Below are 21,417 nucleotides of genomic sequence, written 5' to 3'. Positions count from 1 at the left end.
AGGAGACATTTTTAATTTTATTGTAAACGTATTTTGGGATCGAGCCAACCGTATATGATATCTACTAATATATTAATTATAATGAACATACTAGCAATAATTAATACAGAACCCATAATGATTGGTAAATCTTGACTGTTTAGAGCATCAACGATTTCTTTTCCGAGTCCATTCCAACCAAATATATATTCTACAAAAACTGCTCCTGCTAACATGGAAGCAAACCAACCTGATATTGCAGTAATTACAGGATTTAATGCGTTTTTTACTGCATGCTTTTTTATGATTTGAAACTCGCTTAATCCTTTGGCTCTTGCTGTTCTGATGTAATCTTGATTGAAGACTTCTAGTAATGAATTTCGCATCAATTGTATGACAACTGCTAACGGGCGAATTCCTAGTACAATTGCTGGTAAGATGAGATTTTTCCAGCGAATGCTAATGGACTCACCAAAATCATCAACTTCGTATAAGCTTCCTGTCATGTTTAAGTTTGTGAATTCATGCAATAGAAAACCAAAAATCCATGCAAATAGTATTGCACTAAAAAACGAAGGAACACTCATTCCTAATGTACTTATGATTTGAATACATTTGTCTATAAATGTGTCTTTGTATAAGGCTGAAATAATTCCAAAAATGATTCCTAATAACATTGCAACACTAATAGCTGCAATAGCTAATACAATAGTATTTGGCAAGGTTTCACTGATTACTTTTGAAACACTTTTTCCAGATTTTTGAAATGATTCACGTAAGTATGGTAGTTTTAAAACTGTTGTTGTATTTCCAATTGTAAATAGCTTTGCTGCACTATATTTATTGGTCGCTAAATATGTATAATCGTTTTCTTCTGTGGAATGAAAAGATAACGGCAATAAATCATTTATATAATATCCGTATTGCGTTAATAAAGGTTTATCAAACCCATATTTCTTTTTTACAATAGCTACTTGTTCTTCAGTCTGATTTTGTCCAAGCATCATTTTTGCAGGATCGCCTGGCAATATATTAAACAAGAAAAATATCACCGTAACAACTCCAAAAAGTGTTAAGAATGCATACCCAATTTTATGTATGATGTATTTTCCCAAAAGGTGTTTTCTAAAATTTTATGCTTTCAAAATCGTTGTAATGCGCTTTGTCTACAATGGTTCCTTTTTCAAGTTTTAACACACCAGGATTTGAACGAATGATTGTTTTTAATGCAGTTTCATCCGTTAGATAAAAATCAAAATTATACTGTGCTACGGATGCCAAATCTTGTAAGTCTTCCGGATCAGAAGATGATACACCAATTACTTTGTAACCTGCATTAATAGCTCTATCTGTAATGGCTTTTACTTTTAATAAACCATCTTCTTCTGTTTTATCCAAACTGTAAATTACAATGATTACTAATTTTTCTTCTGCCATCATTGCTTCTGTTACATCTCCATCTTCCATACTTTCTATAGAGAAATCATGAATTGGAGGCTCGTAACCTTCTTTTAGAACTTCACTTGTAACACTTACATAAGTTCCGCCTTCAACTTCAGGATAGTTTGCCGAATTTGTAATAATTTCTTCTTCTTCACCATTTACATTAAATATCCACTTGTATTGAAATACTGGCAATGGTGCATCTGGCGGAACCGACATTCCTTCCATGATGTTATCATTAATTTTATAAGGTCTGAAATCAAATGTTGGTAAATGATTTAGTACATGCCGTCCAAAAAGTATGCAAGCAAGTAAGCTTAACGCTGTAATTGCAATGTTCACTTTTTTCGGAAATATTGATTTGATACTTTTCACGCCTGCAAACAGAAATAGAATGAATATCAATAGAATTATATCTTTTGCAAAGCTTTCCCAAGGTGTGAGTTTCCAAAAATCACCAAAACAACCACAATCTGTAACTTTATTGAAGTATGCAGAATAAAACGTAAGGAATGTAAAGAAAACAATCAATCCTAATAAACTCCACAAAACAGTTTTTTTGTATAAACTTAGTAGAATCATAACACCGAGAATGACTTCAAGAATCACAACAAATACTGCAATCCATAAGGCATAAGGTGATAAAAACTCCATATTTAACACATCTTCTGCAAAGTAATCAGTGAGCTTAAATGAAAAACCAACAGGATCATTTAGTTTGATAAATCCTGAAAATATAAATAATCCTCCAACAAAAAGTTGTGAAAGTATGACTAGTATTTTACCAAAAATACTATTAAAAAAGATGTCTTTACATTCTATAATGATGTTCCAAATTGATTTTTTTTTCACATCAATATGCTGTTCTTCTCCGATTTTTTCCATGCGTATTTTTTTATTATCATTTTCGCGCAAGCAAAATACTTCATTATTAGCGTTTTGTTGTGCTATGCGTGAGATTTTATGTAAATTTCGCCTAAAGTTTTCAATTTATAAAAAGAAACGGACATAAGTTTGTTTTAAAGGTATATATGTATGAAAAGTATCAATTGTAAAGGTCAATTAGTTTCCCTGAATTCCCCAAAAGTAATGGGGATTTTAAACGTAACACCTGATTCTTTTTTTGATGGTGGAAAATATAAAGACGAAACGTCTATTTTGTCGCAAGTAGAAAAAATGCTCACGGATGGCGCAACTTTTATTGATATTGGTGCGTATAGTTCGCGACCAAATGCGCCGCATGTTACTGAAATAGAAGAAAAACAACGTTTACTTCCTATTGTTAAATTGATTTTGAAACAATTTCCTGAAACAATTATTTCTATTGATACTTTTAGAGCTTCTGTTGCCAAAGAAGCTATTGAAGCTGGCGCTTCTTTGATTAACGATATTTCCGCAGGAAATTTAGATGATGAAATGATGAAAACTGTCGGTACACTTGGCGTTCCATATATTATGATGCACATGCAAGGAACTCCAAAAACAATGCAAGAAAACCCTAGTTATGATCATATTGTAAAAGAGTTACTTCATTATTTTTCGAGTAAAATCGCGGAAGCGAAATCTTATAATATTAACGACCTCATCATTGATCCTGGATTTGGATTTGGAAAAACTGTTGCTCATAATTATGAAATCTTAAAACAATTGCAATTATTTGAATTGTTAGATTTCCCCGTATTAGCAGGTGTTTCCAGAAAGTCTATGATTTATAAAGTATTAAAAAATTCTCCGCAAGAAGCTTTAAACGGAACTTCTGTTTTGCATACAATTGCATTGCAAAATGGTGCTTCTATTTTGCGGGCTCATGATGTAAAAGAAGCTATGGAATGTATAAAGTTAGTAGAAATGATAACTGATTAATTTTTTCACACCTAACTAAAAGAAGAAAACTACACATTCTAAAAAAGCAAAAGTTGCCTAAACTATTTTCTAGACAACTTTTTTAATATTTCCTCGAGATTTAATCTAAACAGAAGCAACATTGTACTTCTGCACAATGGTGTCCACATTCTGTACAAACGCCTCCGTTAAAGCACTTAGCACGACCTCCATTGATTTTGTGCTGTTGTTGTTTTGCAATTTCTTCTACTCCTTTTAGGTTTAAAATTTTGTGTAACATAGTGTAAATTTTTTGATTAATAATACTAAATATACTGTAATAACTTATTTAACAAGTAAGGTTTTACCTTAAATAGAAATGATCACCTCTCAAATTTGAAAAAAAGCAGGTTTTAGCTTTACATTCTATAATATTTGCTATTTTTACTCCAATCGTTTACCCAACTCATTTTGGATTTTTTAAGCTTTTTAAATTTTGGCTGGTTAGATTTCATTGAAATCATTTTGGTAGCAGTGCTTTTATATTATGTATATAAGCTTGTGAAAGGAACCGCTGCAATTAATATTTTTATCGGAATTGTAATTATTTTCATTATTTGGAAAGTTACAGAAGCACTTGAAATGAAAGTGTTGAGCAATATTTTTGGTGGATTTATTAATGTTGGAATTATTGCTTTGTTTATTGTTTTTCAGCAAGAAATTAGAAAGTTTTTATTGATGATTGGTTCTACTAATTTTGCTACAAGACGAAGTTTTGTGAAGCACTTTAAGTTTTTGAAACAAGATATCAATACTGAAACCAATGTAGAAGCTATTATGACCGCTTGCGCGCGAATGGCTACTACTAAAACTGGTGCTATTATTGTAATTGAACGCAATAATTCATTGGATTTTGTAAAGGATTCAGGTGATAAAATGGGCATGGATGTAAACGTTCCTACCTTGGAAAGTATCTTTTTTAAAAATAGCCCGCTGCATGATGGCGCTATTATTATTGAAGGTAATCGTGTGACTGCTACACGTGTTATTTTGCCAATTTCAAAGGAAACAACTATTCCACAACGATTTGGTTTGCGACACAGAGCTGCCGTCGGAATTACCGAAAAAACAGATGCATTAGTAATCGTTGTTTCAGAAGAAACCGGACAAATTTCATATATCAAAAATGGTGAATTTGTGTTGTATGAAGATGTTCCGATGTTGCAAGAAATGGTTCAAAATGATTTGAGCTAATCATTTTTGGGTAACATTTTGCCCATATCACAACTATTGACCAAAAACTAGTAATTATATTTCCCTTAAAAATTTAAGCTAAAACCTAAGCTTATGAATTGTAAAAACTGTACACATCAACTAAAAGCTGAACAAAAATTTTGTCCAAATTGTGGCGCAAAAGTGATTCAAAATCGTTTAACGCTAAAAAGTTTATGGGGTGAATTTTCACAACGATTTCTAAATTATGATAATACCTTTTTTAAAACGGTACGTCATATGTTTACACAACCTGAAGTCGTTATTGATAGTTTCATAAATGGTACACGAAAAAAGTATTTAAACGTTTTTAACTACTTTGCTATATCACTTACCATTACTGGTTTTTTTACCTTTATTTTCTTGAAATTTTTCCCTGAAATCTTTAAAGGAGCCATGGATGTTTTACAAGCATCTCAGCAATCTAAAGTACAACAGGAAATGTTTTCGGACATGATGACTACAATTTTTGATTATCAATCATTAATGTACTTCCTAATGATTCCGCTTTTAGCATTAATTTCTAAAATTGTATTTTATAATTATAAGAAATATAACTACACCGAACATGCTGTTATTTATCTATATGCATATTCACATACGCTCGTACTTCTTAATGTATTGTATTTAATTTCTATTATCATTTATTCCCCAATACTAAATTACTTAACTGCACTGTCAATACCATTTAGTACTTTGTATGTAGCATATGTATTGAAACGATTGTATGGACTAAGTTTTAAAAAAATATTTTTAAAGACACTTTTGTTTTTAGTTGTCGGGCTTGGCTTCTATATTATTATTACCTTAATTGTAGGTGTGATCATGGTTACCAATATGTTTTTAGATGGCACTATGCTTGAAATGATAGAAGAACAACGCAAATTGAGAGGGAAATAGTTAATTGTTTTCTTGTTGAATGAATTGCACTTCATACAGATTTTTATAATATCCGTTTTCAAGTTGAAGCAACTCATTGTGAGAACCTTGCTCAACAATTTTCCCAGCATCCATTACAATAATTGTATCTGCTTTTTTAATGGTTGCCAGTCTGTGTGCAATAACAATAGAAGTTCTTCCTTGTGTAATGGTATCCGTAGCATTTTGAATGAGTTGTTCCGAATACGAATCTACCGAAGATGTTGCTTCATCTAAGATTAAGATTCCAGGATTTGTGACATATGCACGTAAAAATGATATCAATTGTCGCTGTCCAGAAGAAAGCATTCCACCACGTTCTTTTACGTTGTAATCATAATTATTAGGCAAACTCATGATGAAATCGTGTACACCAATTTGTTTGGCTGCTTTTTCAACTGTTTCCCGTGTGATTGAAGGATTTTGTAGTGTGATATTATTTAAAATAGTGTCTGCAAATAAAAATACATCTTGTAAAACCACTGCAATTTTAGTACGCAAAGCATCTAGTTTTACATCTTTTACATTTGTTTCATCAATGCATATTGTACCAGAATCTATTTCATAAAAACGATTTAGCAAGTTTATAATTGTTGATTTTCCTGCTCCAGTAGCACCAACAATTGCAACTGTTTGTCCTTGTTTTACATCAAACGAAATTCCATGTAATACTTCTTCTCCTTCGATATATGAAAAATGCACATCTTTGAAACTGATATCTCCTTTGATGTCTAATGCTGTAATTGTTCCTTCATCCGAAATACTACTTTCAGTATCTAAAATTGAAAAAACACGACCTGCAGCTACCATTCCCATTTGTAATGTATTGAACTTGTCTGCAATTTGTCGTAATGGTCTAAATAACATTCCTATCATCATAATGAATGCTACTATTTCACCTACTGAATCTATCGAACCACTTTGGGCAGACATTAATCCTCCATACCAAACTACCAAACCAACTGCAATAGCGTTTGCTAATTCTGGAATTGGGAAAAATATAGAGTTATACCAAACCGTTTTTAACCAACCTTTTTTATGCTTTTCGTTGATTTTCTTAAAGCTGTTGTACTCCGTTTTTTCTCTTGAAAATAGTTGTACAATTTTCATTCCTGTAACGCGTTCTTGCACAAAAGAATTCAAATTGGAGATCTCAGCACGCACTTCTTCAAAAGCATGTTTCATTGCTTTCTGAAATACTCGTGTCGCGTAAATAATCATTGGTAGTATCACAAATACAATTATCGACAGTTTCCAACTCATCCACAACATTACGCCCATTACTACTAACATTTTCAATAAATCAGCAATGATGACAAATAATCCTTGGCTAAAAATACTTGCAATGGTTTCAATATCGCTTACAGCTCTCGTGACTAAACGTCCGACAGATGATTTATCATAATATGCCATTTTAAAATTTAGCATATGGTTGAATAGTTTTTGACGAATATCTTTAATGATACTCTGTCCAAGCCAGTTTGCATAAAAGACAAATAAAAATTGAAATAAAACCTCAAATACCAATACGCCAAGCATCAATAATATAAAGATTAATAATCCATACTCATCTTTAGTTAAGATATAATCGTTTATTGTAGTTTTTAATAAAATAGGGCGTGTGACTGCAAAAACAGATAGTAATACTGCTGCTATTGCTACAAAATATAAAGTGATTTTGTACGGATTGGTATAGACCAACAATCTTCTAAAAAGACCTACGTCGAATACTTTTCCTGTTACTTTAGCCATGTGTTTTAAATGTTTCTGCAGGATATGTTACCGCGGTTAAATATAATGCTTTTCCAGGTACGGAAGTTCCTGCGTTGTTTCGATTTCTCGATTCTATAATTTGTTTAAATTCTGCTATTGATATTTTACCCAACCCAACTTCTAACAGTGTTCCAACAATTGCTCTTACCATGTTTCTTAAAAAGCGATCAGCTCTGATTGTAAATACTAAAAATTCATTTCGTTGCTCCCAAAATGCTTTTTCAATTTTACAGATATATGTTTTTACATCTGTATGTGTTTTTGAAAAACATTTAAAATCGTCATAGTTAAATAATTCGTTTGCGGCTTCATTCATTAAATCGACATTCAAGTTTTTGTAAACTAAGTGTGCTGAATGATTTTGAAACGGGTTTTTCTCGGTAACAATTAAATATTCGTACGTTCTTCCTGTGGCATCAAATCGTGCATGCGCATCATCTTTTACTGCATGAATATCTTGAATTGCAACATCTTTCGGTAAAAATGAATTGAGTTTTAACGTTAATTCTGAGCAATTTATTTCGAGATTCGTATCAAAATGTGCAAACATTTGCTTGGCATGTACGCCTGCATCTGTTCTTCCTGCACCTAAAATTGAAAGTTTTGTTCGCAATAAGGTTGAGATTGCTTTTTCGATAACTTCTTGTACAGAGATAGCGTTTGGTTGATTTTGCCAACCGTGATATTTTTCGCCATTATAAGAAAGTTCAATGAAGTATCTCAAGGTAATATTTGCTACTTTTGTTTCAGACTCACAAAGATAAGTTTTAATTCATTATTTTACTTGAATTCACAATTATTTAGCAAAGTTTTACTCGATAATCGAGATTTAAATATATAGAAGTTAGATTCGATATTTTAAAGGTGAATTTCTTATAAATAACGCACAGGTTTAGCAAAGCAATTTTATGAAGAAAATTTTATTATTATCAGATACGCACAGTCATATTGACGATCAAATTTTAAAGCATGTCAAAAATGCTGATGAAGTATGGCATGCAGGCGATATTGGCGATTTGTCTGTGACAGATACTATTCAGAAACTGAAACCTTTGCGCGGCGTGTATGGAAATATTGACAATGATAAAGCACGAATGGAGTTTCCTGAAAACAATCGTTTTATGTGTGAAGGCGTTGATGTTTGGATCACACATATTGGCGGATATCCTAATAAATATAATGTGCGTATACGCGAAGAAATTCAGAAAAATCCGCCAAAGCTATTTATCTGTGGACATTCGCATATTTTGAAAGTCATGTTTGATAAGAAACTCGATTTATTACACATGAATCCAGGTGCATGTGGAAAACATGGTTTTCATAAAGTACGAACTATGCTTCGTTTTGTGATTGATGGAGATAAAATTAAAGATTTAGAGATTATAGAACTCGCCAATAGACATTAAACACATCAATAACAATTCAAAATATAATATAGCTAATCATGGATTTCAATAAAGAATTAATCATTGCTTCAGAAAATGGCGTGCTCGAAACTGTAGAAAATTGTATTGCAAACGGAGCAGACGTAAATTTTATGGGACCAAATTCAAGAGCATTGCATTGTGCTGCATTTAATGGTCATGATGATATTGTACAAATTTTACTTGACAATGGAGCTGATTTGAATATCACTGACAATCAAGAATTCTATCCATTGCAATTAGCCGTTTCAAAAGAACATATTAATATTTGTAAAATTCTTATCAAGCATGGAGCTGATGTTTTGGTGAAAACCGATAAAGGAGGAACTTTACTACATTTAGCCGCAGCGATAGATTTGACTTATATTTTTAAATTAGAAGAAATTAAAGAAATTGATTTAGAAGCTAAAGATATTTACGGGCAAACGCCTTTAAATGTTGCTGCTTCATCAGGAAGTTATCTCATGATTGGAGATTTACTAAGGATGAAAGCTGATATAAACACTACTGATAATTACGGCGCTTCTCCTTTATTAAATAGTATTATGCATTTGGATAATACAAAAATTAAAGATTGGGAAAGTATTGGTGAAAATGATGGTGTACGTGTTAAATACAAAATTACAAACGGTTGGATGCAGTATATTAAACCGTATACAGGTGATGTAAATGATTCAAGCACAGATTTAGAAATTTGGGAACAAGAAGAAATCAGCGAATATTCATGGACACCTGATGGTTTGGAGAAATATTTAAATGCCATAAGTTGTATTAGCCTGTATCTTAATAGAAGTAACTTAAATAAAAACCATGTAGATAATGCTGGAAGTTCTGCCACAATTCATGCGTGCTCTGTAGGAGAACCAGAAATAATTGAAGGTTTATTTTCAAATAAATTTCCATTCGATATTAAAAATGAGCAAGGTATTCATTGTTTACACTATTTGGCAAGAAGTAAACGTTTGGATGGACTAAAGACTTATTTTGAAATTCATGAAGATGCAGATCCAAATGTACTTGATCAGAATGGTTGGACACCTGCACATTATTTAGCAGATCAAGGTGGACATCCAGAAATGGCGAAATTCCTTATTGAAAAAGGTTTAGACATAAACATAGGTAGTACAGAAGCGTTTGCAAGTTTTAATAAAGGAACAAAAGCTTCTGAGGTTGCAAAATATTGGGATGATGATGAAATGGCTAAACTTTTAAGTTAAAAAATCATGTCTTAAGAAAAATCAATTTCTTCTGCCATAATTCGCAATACATCTGATCGGTTTACCATCGTTAACACTTTGGTCATACTTGCTCTAAGTTGTTCGTGACTTTTAAAGATTTCAAATATTCCCATGATGTAGGTATTGAAATCAATATGCGCTTCATAACGAATCATTCCTGCTTGTTTTGCCAATTGTAATAATTGCGCAATAATTTCTCTTGCTTGTTGTACTTTAAATTCAATTGGCTCTAAAACCGCTTGCAATACGCCTTGTGCTGGATATAATATGGTAGAAGCAACATATAGTTGTTCTTTTCGTTTGGACGAATTTTTCTCAGAGGATAACAAAGGAGTCATGAGTTGACTCCTTAATCCTGCTATCTCTGAACATTGTGCGTAGTTGTATGTTTTTAAGAATTCTTCCGATTCTTGTAACCATGTTGTCAGTTCCGCTATAAAGTGTACATCTTTTTCTCCTAACTTGTCTGCTAAATTGGGAACTTGAAATAAAAAGGCTTTACATTTCTCTACGATATCTACTAAAGATTTGTTCATCGGTATTGTTTTACATTTTTTCTCTTGCTACTATTCTGGTAAAAGTTTTGAATTGCTTGTTCCATCTTCATTTTCAATCGTATGCCATTCCATTCCTTCTTCAAGAACAGTCATTTTGATGAAAACCATGTTTTCTGTTTTTTGCTCTCTAAGCCTGCTCGCTTCCACAATAACATTAGCGTTTTCTATGTTGCGTTGCATTTCTTTTGGTCGTACTTCCGATTGCAATCGTGTGATCATTTTTTCACTTATTACATCTTTCGTAAGCGACACTACTTTTTCGGCTCTCTCAGCTTTTTCTCCTTTTGATTTGATAGATGTTGCGCCAGTTGCAATATTTGCTGATGTAGATTGATCTGGTGCTTTTATACTTAATGCTTCAGTTGCAATTTTATATGAAAATTCTTTTAAAGCAATATCAACGCTTTCGCCAGATTTTAAACGTTTTTCTAGTTCATCTGCATGTTTGTACAATACTTTTCGTAGTTGTAAAGACGAAGTTCTATCAAAACTCCTTACTTGATACACATTCGTTAATTCATCATACGCTTGTGACACAAACGATTTATTATCAATTGGTTGATAATCTCTTGGTTCCGTAGTTTGTACATCTTCTATCGCAATAGGAATTGTAAACTCTACATTTTGCATTTTCATTCTTGGAATAGAAAAGTGCTTTAACAAACGGTGCTGCGCATATTGTTCAGCAATGTTGGCGGATTCAATATCCGCCAATACTCTTGCTTGATTTACACTAGCGACCAATGTCCCTAAATAATCTTGTAAATTTGCCATTGTTTTTTTTACTTATTAAAATTAAGCTGCTGGAATAGCACTTGGAGTTGAAACAATTGCATTTTCTAAAATTCCTAACAGTTTTTCCATTCCTGCTGGCATTTCATCTTGTACTGCTTTTACATGTACTGCCATTGAATATGTTTTTTCAATGTTAAATCCTTGTTGTGACTTACGTTTGTACGAAGCAGAAACATTCAGTTTTGCTGATCCACCTGGCCAACGTTGTTTCACTGTTAAATCTCCTTTGATTCCGAATTCAGTTTCTACATTTCTAGATTCTACCGAGTTGATTTTAGCATTAAAATCTACTGTAGTTTCGTCAATACGAATAAAAGGAATAGGTAACATTGTTAAGATTGGCACTTCAATTTTCATATCTTGAAATTGTGCTGCTCTTGCAACTTGTGTTCCTAGAGCTGCTGTAGCTGTTGGCTGTACTATTGTTCCACTTGCTACTGCTGTTCCTCCTGCAAATGCTACAGATGGTGCTGAAGTATAACCACTTCCTGGGCTATCAATCTCAATACGATCAACTTCTCCTGAAGCATTTAAGTAAGCTGTTGCTGTTGCTCCACTTCCTCCTCCACCACTAAGTGTTACTGTTGGTGCTGTTGCATAATCTTCTCCTCCAGCTGTAACTGTAATAGATAATACCTGATCTGTGTTTCCATCTTGATACGGTGCAACTTGTTTTGGATATTTAAAAGATACATAAATCGGATCTTTGTCTTCTGTAAAACCTACTTTTTGGATAAAATCTACCGAACTCATTGAAGCTTGTGCTTGCGCATTTACTACCGAGATTAACGGTCCACCAATCATAGATTCAAAATCAATACTTGCCAGTTCTTGTCCTGGGTTATATTTTGATAAACTCATAATATTGTGTTTCTGTTTCACCTACTCTATTCTAAAGGCTTTTCGGTATTCGCCTGTTCAGTTTCGAAATTGTACAGGGCAAAATTGCTATTATTGTAAGAGAAGAATACAAGGAAGAAAACTAGAATAACACAGGGAAAACACTATTTAATTTTTAGTGGAAATCTCTAAAAACAACAAACCTCAGTTTAAAACTGAGGTTTGAATCATTCAATATGTAGTATTTTTTATTTCTTTTAGCTTAATCCACTCAATATAGCATCTGAATATGCTTCTGGATCGTTCCCACATTTTTCAATATCATCATATAACCAGATAAATCCACCTTGAATTTTATCCTTTTTCCATTTTGCGAATTGACTTTGAATTTGTTTTGGAGTCATTCCCTGTGAACATTCATCACCATGCTTACACCATAAACCTGGATCAACAAAACCAGCCGCATCAAAATTTGGTCCCATAGCTATTTGTAAAGGATTGATCCAATCCTTTTTCACATTTCCTATATTGGATGCTCCACCAGCATAACATTGTAAGTTGAATGCTGTAACTAACCCTGGATTCATTTGTTCTATTGATACCAAACAATTGATCCAAAATGATGAATTAGAATATGGACAAAATGTAATTTCTTTATATCCAATACCTGCTAACATACGACTAAGTCTTACAATGGTATTGATATTATAGTTTCCTTCATCATCATAATCAATTCCATCAATTGCAGGAATCTCACGAAGTAATGCTTCAAAGTTTTTATATAAAATGCTTGAAGGACCGTCACCATATGTATTTAGTAAACTCATAATATGATAAAAGTCATTCGTTTGCCATCCACCAATTGAAAATAATATTCTATTAACGCTTCCGCCTTCTTTTACTTCTTCTAACATTCCGCCCCATGATTCATCTCCAACGTACTGTCCGTTAGTAACAATAAGTGTATCATTATATGCTATATCTCCATTTGGACGTACATGAAGTGCCCAACAGACCACTGTTGTAAATCCTGTTTCTTTAAGTCTTGGTAATGCTGAGTTTTCTCCTGGGTAAAAAGGTCCACCTCCATAAATTGATGCTGTAAGTTCCATAATTAAAGTTTTTTAGTTTGTTATTCCGTAAACTTACAATTGAATCATCGTGTTTTTTAACGTAATTTTCTTGATTTTAAGAATCCCGTATTTTTACTTGTTTACTAATTTTAGATTGAAAAGACTGAGGGTTTGTTTTTTTTGCAGAATTGATTCAACTTAAATATAAAAAACACTTTTCAGACTTTTCAAAATTGAATTATACTAATAAAAAAACTCCAAAGCTTTTGACTTTGGAGTTTTTAACGCACTAATATTACTAAGATGTTAGGTTTATCGCAATCGATCTACAGATTTTACGAGATCTTCGTCCTTCTTTATTGCTCGGTTTGCGAGCACTAATAAAACGATAGAAATAATAGGAAGAATGATCCCAATACCTTTCTCAGAGATTTCCATCTCTCCAGATAAATTTAGCATTCGATATACAAATACTCCTAATAAAATAAGATTAAATATGTTGTTGAAACGATTCAACACAAATTGTAATTTTCTATTTTTAAATAAAAAGATAGTGATCAATGCTAATACAGCCGAAGCTATAAACAAACCTATGAATATAGGATCGTCTTTTGCAAACACAATAGTTTTATTTGCCATTGTATACAAACTAAACACAAATGTTAGTCCGCCACTTATTGCGGCAACTAATAACATGTAAATGCTTTGTATTCTTTGGATCATATCTTATAATTGGTTCACAAAAATAATAGTTCTTTTCATAAAATACTATTTTGTTTATTAAAATAAATTTGTATTATTGCATAGACAATTCATAATCTATTGTTACTAATAGATTTACACACTTCATACGAGTACTTTATCACTCAATTTTTTCAAACAATAATTCATTACAGCCATATAAATGTTAGAAATTTCAGAATTAAAGAGCAAAAAGCTCCCCGAATTACAGGAAATCGCCAAAACTTTATCTGTTCCTAAATATAGAACTTTAAAGAAATTAGATTTAATTTACAAGATATTAGATCTTCAAGCAAGCAATCCTGAATCGGTAGCACCAATCACAAAATCTGAATCAAAAACTGCTGAAGACGCTGCACCGAAACAACGAAAGCGAATAAAAAGAGAACCTAATCAGCGAACAGAAAAGAAACAACAACCTTCTACTTCTACTCCTCCACAACAGGCTTCTCCTAAACAATCTCCTCCTCAGCAAAACAAACCAGAATTAAAGACTCCTGAAAAGTCTAACACACAATCACAACAGGCTCCAAAACAAAATAAGCCTGCTCGTAAACAATCTGATAAGAATCAAAAAAATACACCTTCTCACACTCATAATAAGAAAGATGATTCGAAGAAGTCTGGAAATGATACTAAATCAGATAACAACAATAATAACAAGCAGCAACATAACAACAATCAAAAACATACTAATAAGAAAGATCATTCTAAACATAATAATAAGAAAGATCATTCTTCTAACAAGAATAACGGAAATAAAGATCAGCGTAATCGTTACCGTGAGCCTGATTTTGAATTCGATGGAATTATTGAAAGTGAAGGTGTTTTAGATATCATGCAAGATGGCTATGGTTTTTTAAGATCATCTGATTATAACTACTTATCGTCTCCTGATGATATTTATGTATCACAATCTCAAATTCGTTTATTCGGATTAAAAACTGGAGATACTGTTTTAGGAATTGTAAGACCTCCAAAAGAAGGAGAAAAATATTTCCCATTAATTAAAGTAAGTAAAATTAATGGACAGGATCCTCAAGTTGTGAGAGATCGTGTTGCTTTTGAACACTTAACACCATTATTTCCAGATGAGAAATTTAATTTGGCAGAGCGTCAAAGTACAATTTCTACACGAATTATGGATTTATTCTCTCCTATCGGGAAAGGACAAAGAGGTATGATTGTTTCGCAACCAAAGACTGGTAAAACCATGTTATTAAAAGATGTTGCGAATGCAATTGCTGCAAATCATCCTGAAGTGTATCAAATTGTTTTATTAATTGATGAACGTCCGGAAGAAGTTACCGACATGCAACGTAATGTAAAAGGAGAAGTAATTGCTTCAACTTTTGATAAAGAAGCTACAGATCACGTAAAAGTTGCGAATATCGTATTGGAAAAAGCAAAACGCTTAGTAGAATGCGGTCATGATGTAGTAATTTTATTAGATTCTATTACAAGACTTGCCAGAGCATATAATACTGTACAACCTGCATCTGGTAAAATATTAAGTGGTGGTGTTGATGCAAATGCACTTCACAAACCAAAACGTTTCTTTGGAGCTGCCAGAAATATTGAAGGCGGCGGATCTTTATCAATTATTGCAACTGCATTGACTGAAACTGGATCTAAGATGGATGAAGTAATTTTTGAAGAGTTTAAAGGAACTGGTAATATGGAACTTCAATTGGATCGTAAGATTTCTAATAGAAGAATTTTCCCTGCTATCGACCTTACTTCTTCAAGTACACGTAGAGATGATTTATTACTTGACGAAACTACTATACAACGTATGTGGGTATTGCGTAAGTATCTTGCAGATATGAATCCTGTAGAAGCAATGGAATTCATTAATCAACGTATTAAGCAAACTAGAAATAACGAAGAATTCTTAATTTCTATGAATGCATAGAAGAAATTAAGAAGATTATAAAAATAAAAAAGCTGCTTACAATTTGTAAGCAGCTTTTTTATTTTTAGCTTTTAGGTAAAACGAAGGCATAAAAAAAACTCCAACTTAGTTGGAGTTATTGTATATCTAATAAACGTATTATACTATAATGCGCTTACGTGCTTTGCAAGTTTCGATTTTAAATTAGCTGCTTTATTATTATGAATAATATTACGCTTTGCTAATTTATCAATCATAGAAGCTACATTAGTATATAAAGTTTCAGCTTCTTTCTTATCTGTAATACCTTTTAATTTCTTAATTGCATTACGAGTAGTTTTATGCTGATATCTATTTCTTAGACGCTTAGTCTCGTTACTTCTGATTCTTTTTAATGCTGACTTGTGATTTGCCATCTCTCTTCTTAATTAATCTTTTTTAAACTTAATGTTTAGTAGCCCGTAGGGGATTCGAACCCCTGTTACCAGGATGAAAACCTGGCGTCCTAACCCCTAGACGAACGGGCCTTCATTTCTCAATGAGGATGCAAATTTAATTTAATTATTAACATTTGCAAATAAAACTTACAGAAAAAATTAGTAGCCCGTAGGGGATTCGAACCCCTGTTACCAGGATGAAAACCTGGCGTCCTAACCCCTAGACGAACGGGCCATTATTTCTGTTAGCGGATGCAAAAATACAACTATTTTTATATGCTCCAACTATTTTTAAAAGTTTTTTTCTTTTTTTTAATATGCTTTAGCAAATAAAACTCTTTTAGTCGAATTCTGACCCGAATATACACATTTTCCTTCTTCTTCCAAAGCATCTAATGGAATACATCTTATTGTTGCTTTTGTAAGCTCTTTTATTTTGTTTTCTGTTTCAGCTGTCCCATCCCAATGTGCAGATACGAAACCACCCTTAGTATCAATGACTTGCTTAAATTCTTCAAAGGTATCTACGCTCGTAGTAAACTCAGATCGATAGTTTTTTGCCTTGTTAAATAATTCTACTTGAATAGTCTCTAAAAGGCTTAAAACTGTTTCTACAGCATCTTTTTGAGCAACAGATTGCTTTTCAAAAGTATCTCTTCTAGCTATTTCTAAGGTTCCGTTTTCTAAATCTCTTGCACCCAAAGCAATTCGTAATGGAACCCCTTTTAATTCCCATTCAGCAAATTTAGCACCAGGTCTTAACGTATCTCTTTTATCAAATTTTACCGAAACTCCTTTTTCTTTTAATTGATCAGCTATTTCATTCACTTTTTCGGCAATAGCTTCAAATTGTTCTTCATTTCTATAGATAGGAACAAAAACAACTTGTATTGGCGCTAGTTTTGGAGGTAATACTAATCCTGCATCATCACTGTGTGTCATAATTAAACCACCCATTAATCGTGTAGAAACTCCCCAAGAAGTTGCCCAAACTAATTCTTGTTTCCCTTCTTTGTTTACATATTTTACATCAAAAGCTTCAGCGAAGTTTTGCCCTAAAAAGTGAGATGTTCCAGCTTGTAATGCTTTTCCATCTTGCATTAGCGCTTCTATTGTATATGTTTCAAGTGCACCAGCAAAACGTTCACTTTCGGTTTTTGCGCCTTTTATAACTGGCATTGCCATAAAATCTTCAGCAAATTCAGCATATACTTTTTGCATTAATAATGATTCTGTGACAGCTTCACCTTTAGTTGCGTGTGCTGTATGACCTTCTTGCCATAAAAATTCGGCTGTTCTTAAAAATAAACGTGTACGCATTTCCCAACGAACAACATTTGCCCATTGATTGATTAAGATTGGTAAATCTCTGTAAGATTGAATCCAGTTTTTATAAGTGTTCCAAATAATTGCCTCACTCGTAGGACGAACAATAAGCTCCTCCTCCAGTTTTGCATTTGGATCAATAATTAGTTTCCCTTCATTATCCGGATCACTTTTAAGTCTATAATGTGTCACTACTGCGCACTCTTTTGCAAAGCCTTCGGCGTTCTTTTCTTCTGCTTCAAAGAGGCTTTTCGGCACAAATAATGGAAAATAAGCATTTTCATGTCCAGTTTCTTTGAACATTTTATCTAATTGAGCTTGCATTTTTTCCCAAATTGCATAGCCATATGGCTTTATTACCATGCAACCTCTTACTGCTGAATTCTCAGCTAAATCAGCCTTTACAACCAATTCGTTATACCATTTTGAGTAATCGTCACTTCGCTTCGTTAATTTCTTGCTCATTCTGTGTAGTTTGGCACAAATATTGTGAATATGTTAAATAAAAAATAGTTTCGACAAAACTAACTATTTTTGCATTGTTCAACAATTAATTTTAGGAGATATGCGAGTTATTTACTATTTAAAAAACAACATAAGAGCTATACATATACTAGCCATAACATTTTTAACATTAACATCATGTGGTACTTATCAGCAAGCATCGTATGATGATGATGGTATTTACGGGTCTAATAAAGAACGTAAACAAACTACAGAAGTTGCCACTGTAAACAAGAATGGCGCATATCAAAATTATTTTGAACAAAAATCTTTAGAAGCAGATGATCGCTATGGAGATATCTTCACTGATGTTGACTCCTACTCTAGTCAAGAAAATCTTGATTCAGACACAGACACAGAAGCTATCGGTTATTCAGAAAGTTATTCTCCATGGGGAGACGTAGCTGATAATATCGTTGTTAACATATACTCAAGCTCTGTTGGTTATGGAGGTTGGGGCTTCGGAGGATGGGGCTTTAATAACGGATGGGGTTATAACCGTTGGGGCAACAATTGGGGACTTGGTTTTGGAGGAGCATTTTGGTCTCCTTACCCACCATATCCTGGTTTTTGGAGTCCTGGATTCTACAACCCATACTTTGGTTATGGAGGATTTTACGGATATGGACATCCATACTTTAATAGATATAGATATGGAAGCCCATACGTAGCTTACAATAGAGGAAGAAGAGGAAATTACTACGGAAACCCTGATTTAGCAGGTAGAAGTTCTAATACTGCATATTCAAGAAGAGGAAATAGTAATACTAGAAGATATAATGCTTCACGTTCTTCAAGGAGAGCTAATAATGTTCGTGCAACTCGATCTAACACACGAACAATCAGATCTACTCAAAATACTAGAACAAGAAATAATACTAGAGTTACTAGAAACACCAGACAAGTAAGGTCTAATACGAGATCTACAACAAGAGGTACAACAAGAAGTAATTCTGTTAGAAGTAATAACCGTTCAACAAGAAGTAATTCTGTCAGATCATCATCATCTAGAGGAGGAAGATCTAGTAGTAGCGGAAGATCTAGTAGAGGCCGCGGAGGAAGAGGTTAAACCAAACATTCTCGTATATCTTTTAAGAAATAAGAATCAAAAAAAAAAATATGAAAAAAGTATTCATGCTATTCATAGGTGTATTATCTATGCACATAGGTAGCGCCCAAAATATAAATGACGTAGTTCGTTTTTCAACGGAAAATGTCAATGGAACAGCCCGTTTTAGAGCTATGAGTGGAGCTTTCGGAGCTTTAGGAGGAGATTTCTCTGCATTTACAATCAATGCCGCAGGATCTGCCGTTTTCACAAATAGCGAAACAGCTGTAACATTAAGCAATTACGATAATAATAATAAAACTTCTTATTTCGGAACTTCTGCAAGTAGAAATGAATCTGAATTCGATTTAAATCAAGCTGGAATTGTTTTTGTCTTCAAAGATTTAGGAGATAGTAGTTGGAATAAAATCACATTAGGTGTCAATGTACAGAACAATGACAATTATTACAATAATTATTTCGCATCTGGACGAAACACATCAAGAGGAATTGGAGATTACTTCAATTTTTATGCAAATGGGCAACAATTAGGAAATATTGCGCAATTACCCGGAGAAACCGATACAGATACCTATTTAATTTTAGGAGAAGATTTTGGTTTTGCAGCACAGCAAGCTTTCTTAGGGTATGAAGGTTTTGCGATTAACCCTGATGATACAAGTAATGCAAATACATCATATAGTCCAAATGCAAATTATGCAGCTGGAGCAGATCATGAATACACTATACAAACTTCAGGGTTTAATAGAAAATATACATTTAATATTGGTACGCAATATAGAAATAACTGGTATTTTGGTTTGAATGTAAACTCACATGATGTTGACTATAGAGAACGTAGAGTTTTGATTGAAACGCCTGTAGATGTTGATTCTGGATTACAATACGCAGAATTTTCTAATGAACTATACACATACGGTTCTGGTATTTCTTTTCAAGTTGGAGCTATTTACAAAGCAAAAAATCTTCGTATTGGAGCTTCTTATCAGTCCCCTACTTGGTACACTTTAAACGACGAATTAATCCAAGGGTTAAGTACAGATTTTAGAGACCCAAGTAATACAGATGATATTTTAAGAAGAGATATTTTTCCAAATGTAGTAAATGCATATAGAGAACATCAAATTACAACTCCAGCAATCGTTACAGGAAGTTTAGCATACATATTTGGAAAGAAAGGATTAATTAGTTTTGATTATTCTGTACAAGATTTTGCGAATGCAAAATTACGTCCTGATAATGATTTCTTTGTAGCTAATAATAGTATTAGAGATAACTTACAAGCTGCAGCTACTTATAGAATTGGTGGGGAATATAGAATAAAAAAAATCAGCTTACGTGGCGGATACAGATTCCAAGAAAGTCCATACAAAAACGGCACTACTGTTGGTGATTTAGATGGCTATTCTTTAGGATTAGGGTACAACTTTGGAAGTATATCATTAGATTTGGCTTATGATAGAAGTGAGCAAACAAACAACTCACAACTTTTTCAAGCTGGTTTAGTTGACGCTGTTGCCATCAATAACATCAACACAAATCTTACGTTATCACTTTCTTTTAAATTATAAAGAACATATAATCTTAATTGATTTGGAAATACATATAAAAAAAGGCCTCATTTGTTAATGAGGCTTTTTTTTATATTATACTCTTCCTTTTGATTTTATATTTTAATTAATTCAGAAAGTTCTTTCTTTAATAAGTTATTTTCCTAGCTTTACATTTGGTCAAACACTATACAATTTCTTTTTTATTATAATTTAAAAGTCATTACACACCCTTGAATTATTTTAAATTTAAATCAACGACTATATCATTACTTGATTGATATTAAAAATCTTATAAATATCTAAAAAAACCGAAGGTAGTATTCCTTCGGTTTTTTCTTTTTTTTATTTCAGTGTAAATTATCTCTTAAGTGTAAAATGATTGATAAACTCTTTTGGAGTTCCATCAAATGGATCTACATATTCGACTCTAAACCAATAATCAGCTGATGGCATAATGTTTCCATTGAAAGTTCCATCCCATCCTGGTCCTGCAGGACTAATCTGTTTTAAGAGCTTTCCATACCTGTCAAAGATGTAAATCTTCGCCGCTGGTTGATTCTGCAGTCCAATGATATTCCATGTTGGGTTATACTCATCTCCATTTGGTGTAAAGAACTGCATAAAGTCTATCAATCCAAAGGTCTTAACAATCTCTCCACATCCATTGGTATCTCTTACCGTAATAGTATGCTGTCCTGATTGCAGATCCGTGAATATTCCATCAGTTTGCCAAGCTCCATCATCTAATTGATACTCATAA

At 32.9% G+C, this 21,417-nt stretch carries 21 protein-coding genes and 2 tRNA genes; 8 read left to right on the top strand and 15 right to left on the bottom strand.

Annotated elements, in window-relative coordinates:
• Positions 1–17 precede the first annotated feature (17 nt).
• Positions 18–1,094 (bottom strand): ABC transporter permease, encoded by a 1,077-nt coding sequence (locus ACUUYC_RS21720; RefSeq protein ID WP_474269353.1) that lies wholly within the window; start codon positions 1,092–1,094, stop codon positions 18–20.
• A gap of 10 nt (positions 1,095–1,104) precedes the next feature.
• Positions 1,105–2,307 (bottom strand): BT_3928 family protein, encoded by a 1,203-nt coding sequence (locus ACUUYC_RS21715; RefSeq protein WP_474269352.1) that lies wholly within the window; start codon positions 2,305–2,307, stop codon positions 1,105–1,107.
• Between the two features lie 150 nt (positions 2,308–2,457).
• On the opposite strand from ACUUYC_RS21715, the gene folP reads away from it, so the two are divergent.
• A complete protein-coding gene (gene folP / locus ACUUYC_RS21710; protein WP_474269350.1) occupies positions 2,458–3,285 on the top strand; it encodes a dihydropteroate synthase in 828 nt (275 codons plus the stop codon).
• 100 nt (positions 3,286–3,385) lie between these two features.
• On the opposite strand, the gene ACUUYC_RS21705 is transcribed toward folP, so the two are convergent.
• Positions 3,386–3,544, bottom strand: a complete 159-nt coding sequence (locus ACUUYC_RS21705) for a hypothetical protein (RefSeq protein WP_474269348.1) — start codon at positions 3,542–3,544, stop codon at positions 3,386–3,388.
• Positions 3,545–3,714: 170 nt separating this feature from the next.
• On the opposite strand from ACUUYC_RS21705, the gene cdaA reads away from it, so the two are divergent.
• Positions 3,715–4,497 carry a diadenylate cyclase CdaA gene (gene cdaA / locus ACUUYC_RS21700; protein ID WP_474269346.1) on the top strand — a complete coding sequence of 261 codons (783 nt, stop codon included), beginning with the start codon at positions 3,715–3,717 and terminating at the stop codon, positions 4,495–4,497.
• 93 nt (positions 4,498–4,590) lie between these two features.
• The gene (locus ACUUYC_RS21695) at positions 4,591–5,415 is read left to right on the top strand and encodes a DUF3667 domain-containing protein (protein ID WP_474269344.1); all 825 of its coding nucleotides are present in this window, start codon (positions 4,591–4,593) and stop codon (positions 5,413–5,415) included.
• Here ACUUYC_RS21695 and ACUUYC_RS21690 read toward each other — a convergent pair whose 3' ends face one another.
• Together ACUUYC_RS21690 and truA are read right to left on the bottom strand one after the other, a co-directional pair.
• The gene (locus ACUUYC_RS21690) at positions 5,416–7,185 is read right to left on the bottom strand and encodes an ABC transporter ATP-binding protein (protein WP_474269342.1); all 1,770 of its coding nucleotides are present in this window, start codon (positions 7,183–7,185) and stop codon (positions 5,416–5,418) included.
• Positions 7,178–7,930 (bottom strand): tRNA pseudouridine(38-40) synthase TruA, encoded by a 753-nt coding sequence (truA, locus tag ACUUYC_RS21685; RefSeq protein ID WP_474269340.1) that lies wholly within the window; start codon positions 7,928–7,930, stop codon positions 7,178–7,180. The genes ACUUYC_RS21690 and truA overlap by 8 nt, the downstream gene beginning before the upstream one ends.
• Before the next feature lie 184 nt (positions 7,931–8,114).
• Between truA and ACUUYC_RS21680 the strand changes: the two genes are divergently transcribed.
• Together ACUUYC_RS21680 and ACUUYC_RS21675 are read left to right on the top strand one after the other, a co-directional pair.
• Positions 8,115–8,612 carry a metallophosphoesterase family protein gene (locus tag ACUUYC_RS21680; protein ID WP_474269338.1) on the top strand — a complete coding sequence of 166 codons (498 nt, stop codon included), beginning with the start codon at positions 8,115–8,117 and terminating at the stop codon, positions 8,610–8,612.
• Positions 8,613–8,650: 38 nt separating this feature from the next.
• On the top strand, positions 8,651–9,847 hold the full coding sequence (locus ACUUYC_RS21675; RefSeq protein ID WP_474269336.1) for an ankyrin repeat domain-containing protein: 1,197 nt from the start codon (positions 8,651–8,653) through the stop codon (positions 9,845–9,847).
• A gap of 11 nt (positions 9,848–9,858) precedes the next feature.
• Here the strand turns inward: ACUUYC_RS21675 and ACUUYC_RS21670 are convergent, their stop codons facing one another.
• From ACUUYC_RS21670 to ACUUYC_RS21650, 5 genes are all read right to left on the bottom strand, one after another.
• Positions 9,859–10,404, bottom strand: a complete 546-nt coding sequence (locus ACUUYC_RS21670; protein WP_474269334.1) for a hypothetical protein — start codon at positions 10,402–10,404, stop codon at positions 9,859–9,861.
• A gap of 30 nt (positions 10,405–10,434) precedes the next feature.
• Positions 10,435–11,199, bottom strand: a complete 765-nt coding sequence (locus ACUUYC_RS21665) for a hypothetical protein (RefSeq protein ID WP_474269332.1) — start codon at positions 11,197–11,199, stop codon at positions 10,435–10,437.
• 21 nt (positions 11,200–11,220) lie between these two features.
• The gene (locus tag ACUUYC_RS21660; protein ID WP_474269330.1) at positions 11,221–12,081 is read right to left on the bottom strand and encodes a DUF2589 domain-containing protein; all 861 of its coding nucleotides are present in this window, start codon (positions 12,079–12,081) and stop codon (positions 11,221–11,223) included.
• Between the two features lie 236 nt (positions 12,082–12,317).
• On the bottom strand, positions 12,318–13,172 hold the full coding sequence (locus ACUUYC_RS21655; protein WP_474269328.1) for a hypothetical protein: 855 nt from the start codon (positions 13,170–13,172) through the stop codon (positions 12,318–12,320).
• 273 nt (positions 13,173–13,445) lie between these two features.
• Positions 13,446–13,856, bottom strand: coding sequence for a DUF4293 domain-containing protein (locus tag ACUUYC_RS21650; protein ID WP_474269326.1), 411 nt, complete (start codon positions 13,854–13,856; stop codon positions 13,446–13,448).
• Positions 13,857–14,037: 181 nt separating this feature from the next.
• Here ACUUYC_RS21650 and rho point away from each other — a divergent pair, with 181 nt between their 5' ends.
• On the top strand, positions 14,038–15,789 hold the full coding sequence (gene rho / locus ACUUYC_RS21645) for a transcription termination factor Rho (RefSeq protein WP_474269324.1): 1,752 nt from the start codon (positions 14,038–14,040) through the stop codon (positions 15,787–15,789).
• Positions 15,790–15,932: 143 nt separating this feature from the next.
• Here rho and rpsT read toward each other — a convergent pair whose 3' ends face one another.
• The 4 genes from rpsT to proS all read right to left on the bottom strand — a co-directional run bounded on the left by rpsT (position 15,933) and on the right by proS (position 17,996).
• Positions 15,933–16,184, bottom strand: a complete 252-nt coding sequence (rpsT, locus tag ACUUYC_RS21640; RefSeq protein WP_474269322.1) for a 30S ribosomal protein S20 — start codon at positions 16,182–16,184, stop codon at positions 15,933–15,935.
• A 39-nt stretch (positions 16,185–16,223) separates the two neighbouring features.
• A tRNA-Glu gene (locus ACUUYC_RS21635) sits at positions 16,224–16,295 on the bottom strand.
• Positions 16,296–16,368: 73 nt separating this feature from the next.
• A tRNA-Glu gene (locus tag ACUUYC_RS21630) sits at positions 16,369–16,440 on the bottom strand.
• A gap of 77 nt (positions 16,441–16,517) precedes the next feature.
• Positions 16,518–17,996 carry a proline--tRNA ligase gene (proS, locus tag ACUUYC_RS21625; RefSeq protein ID WP_474269321.1) on the bottom strand — a complete coding sequence of 493 codons (1,479 nt, stop codon included), beginning with the start codon at positions 17,994–17,996 and terminating at the stop codon, positions 16,518–16,520.
• 100 nt (positions 17,997–18,096) lie between these two features.
• On the opposite strand from proS, the gene ACUUYC_RS21620 reads away from it, so the two are divergent.
• Both ACUUYC_RS21620 and ACUUYC_RS21615 read left to right on the top strand, forming a co-directional pair.
• Entirely contained in the window at positions 18,097–19,104 is a 1,008-nt protein-coding gene (locus tag ACUUYC_RS21620; protein ID WP_474269319.1) for a hypothetical protein, read from the top strand.
• Positions 19,105–19,154: 50 nt separating this feature from the next.
• A complete protein-coding gene (locus ACUUYC_RS21615; protein ID WP_474269317.1) occupies positions 19,155–20,675 on the top strand; it encodes an OmpP1/FadL family transporter in 1,521 nt (506 codons plus the stop codon).
• Positions 20,676–21,014: 339 nt separating this feature from the next.
• Here the strand turns inward: ACUUYC_RS21615 and ACUUYC_RS21610 are convergent.
• Positions 21,015–21,417: T9SS type B sorting domain-containing protein (locus tag ACUUYC_RS21610; RefSeq protein WP_474269315.1), on the bottom strand; the 403-nt coding region annotated here is incomplete at its 5' end.

The organism is Kordia sp. E, from assembly GCF_056033805.1.
This window is presented reverse-complemented; position numbering and strand designations above follow the sequence as displayed.

Bases quoted from the DNA above. Each gene is read 5' to 3' on its own strand.
- ACUUYC_RS21715 (WP_474269352.1), bottom strand. From the start codon at position 2,307: ATGGAAAAAATCGGAGAAGAACAGCATATTGATGTGAAAAAAAAATCA.
- folP (WP_474269350.1), top strand. From the start codon at position 2,458: ATGAAAAGTATCAATTGTAAAGGTCAATTAGTTTCCCTGAATTCCCCA.
- ACUUYC_RS21705 (WP_474269348.1), bottom strand. From the start codon at position 3,544: ATGTTACACAAAATTTTAAACCTAAAAGGAGTAGAAGAAATTGCAAAA.
- ACUUYC_RS21695 (WP_474269344.1), top strand. From the start codon at position 4,591: ATGAATTGTAAAAACTGTACACATCAACTAAAAGCTGAACAAAAATTT.
- ACUUYC_RS21690 (WP_474269342.1), bottom strand. From the start codon at position 7,185: ATGGCTAAAGTAACAGGAAAAGTATTCGACGTAGGTCTTTTTAGAAGA.
- ACUUYC_RS21680 (WP_474269338.1), top strand. From the start codon at position 8,115: ATGAAGAAAATTTTATTATTATCAGATACGCACAGTCATATTGACGAT.
- ACUUYC_RS21675 (WP_474269336.1), top strand. From the start codon at position 8,651: ATGGATTTCAATAAAGAATTAATCATTGCTTCAGAAAATGGCGTGCTC.
- ACUUYC_RS21670 (WP_474269334.1), bottom strand. From the start codon at position 10,404: ATGAACAAATCTTTAGTAGATATCGTAGAGAAATGTAAAGCCTTTTTA.
- ACUUYC_RS21665 (WP_474269332.1), bottom strand. From the start codon at position 11,199: ATGGCAAATTTACAAGATTATTTAGGGACATTGGTCGCTAGTGTAAAT.
- ACUUYC_RS21660 (WP_474269330.1), bottom strand. From the start codon at position 12,081: ATGAGTTTATCAAAATATAACCCAGGACAAGAACTGGCAAGTATTGAT.
- ACUUYC_RS21655 (WP_474269328.1), bottom strand. From the start codon at position 13,172: ATGGAACTTACAGCATCAATTTATGGAGGTGGACCTTTTTACCCAGGA.
- ACUUYC_RS21650 (WP_474269326.1), bottom strand. From the start codon at position 13,856: ATGATCCAAAGAATACAAAGCATTTACATGTTATTAGTTGCCGCAATA.
- rho (WP_474269324.1), top strand. From the start codon at position 14,038: ATGTTAGAAATTTCAGAATTAAAGAGCAAAAAGCTCCCCGAATTACAG.
- rpsT (WP_474269322.1), bottom strand. From the start codon at position 16,184: ATGGCAAATCACAAGTCAGCATTAAAAAGAATCAGAAGTAACGAGACT.
- proS (WP_474269321.1), bottom strand. From the start codon at position 17,996: ATGAGCAAGAAATTAACGAAGCGAAGTGACGATTACTCAAAATGGTAT.
- ACUUYC_RS21620 (WP_474269319.1), top strand. From the start codon at position 18,097: ATGCGAGTTATTTACTATTTAAAAAACAACATAAGAGCTATACATATA.
- ACUUYC_RS21615 (WP_474269317.1), top strand. From the start codon at position 19,155: ATGAAAAAAGTATTCATGCTATTCATAGGTGTATTATCTATGCACATA.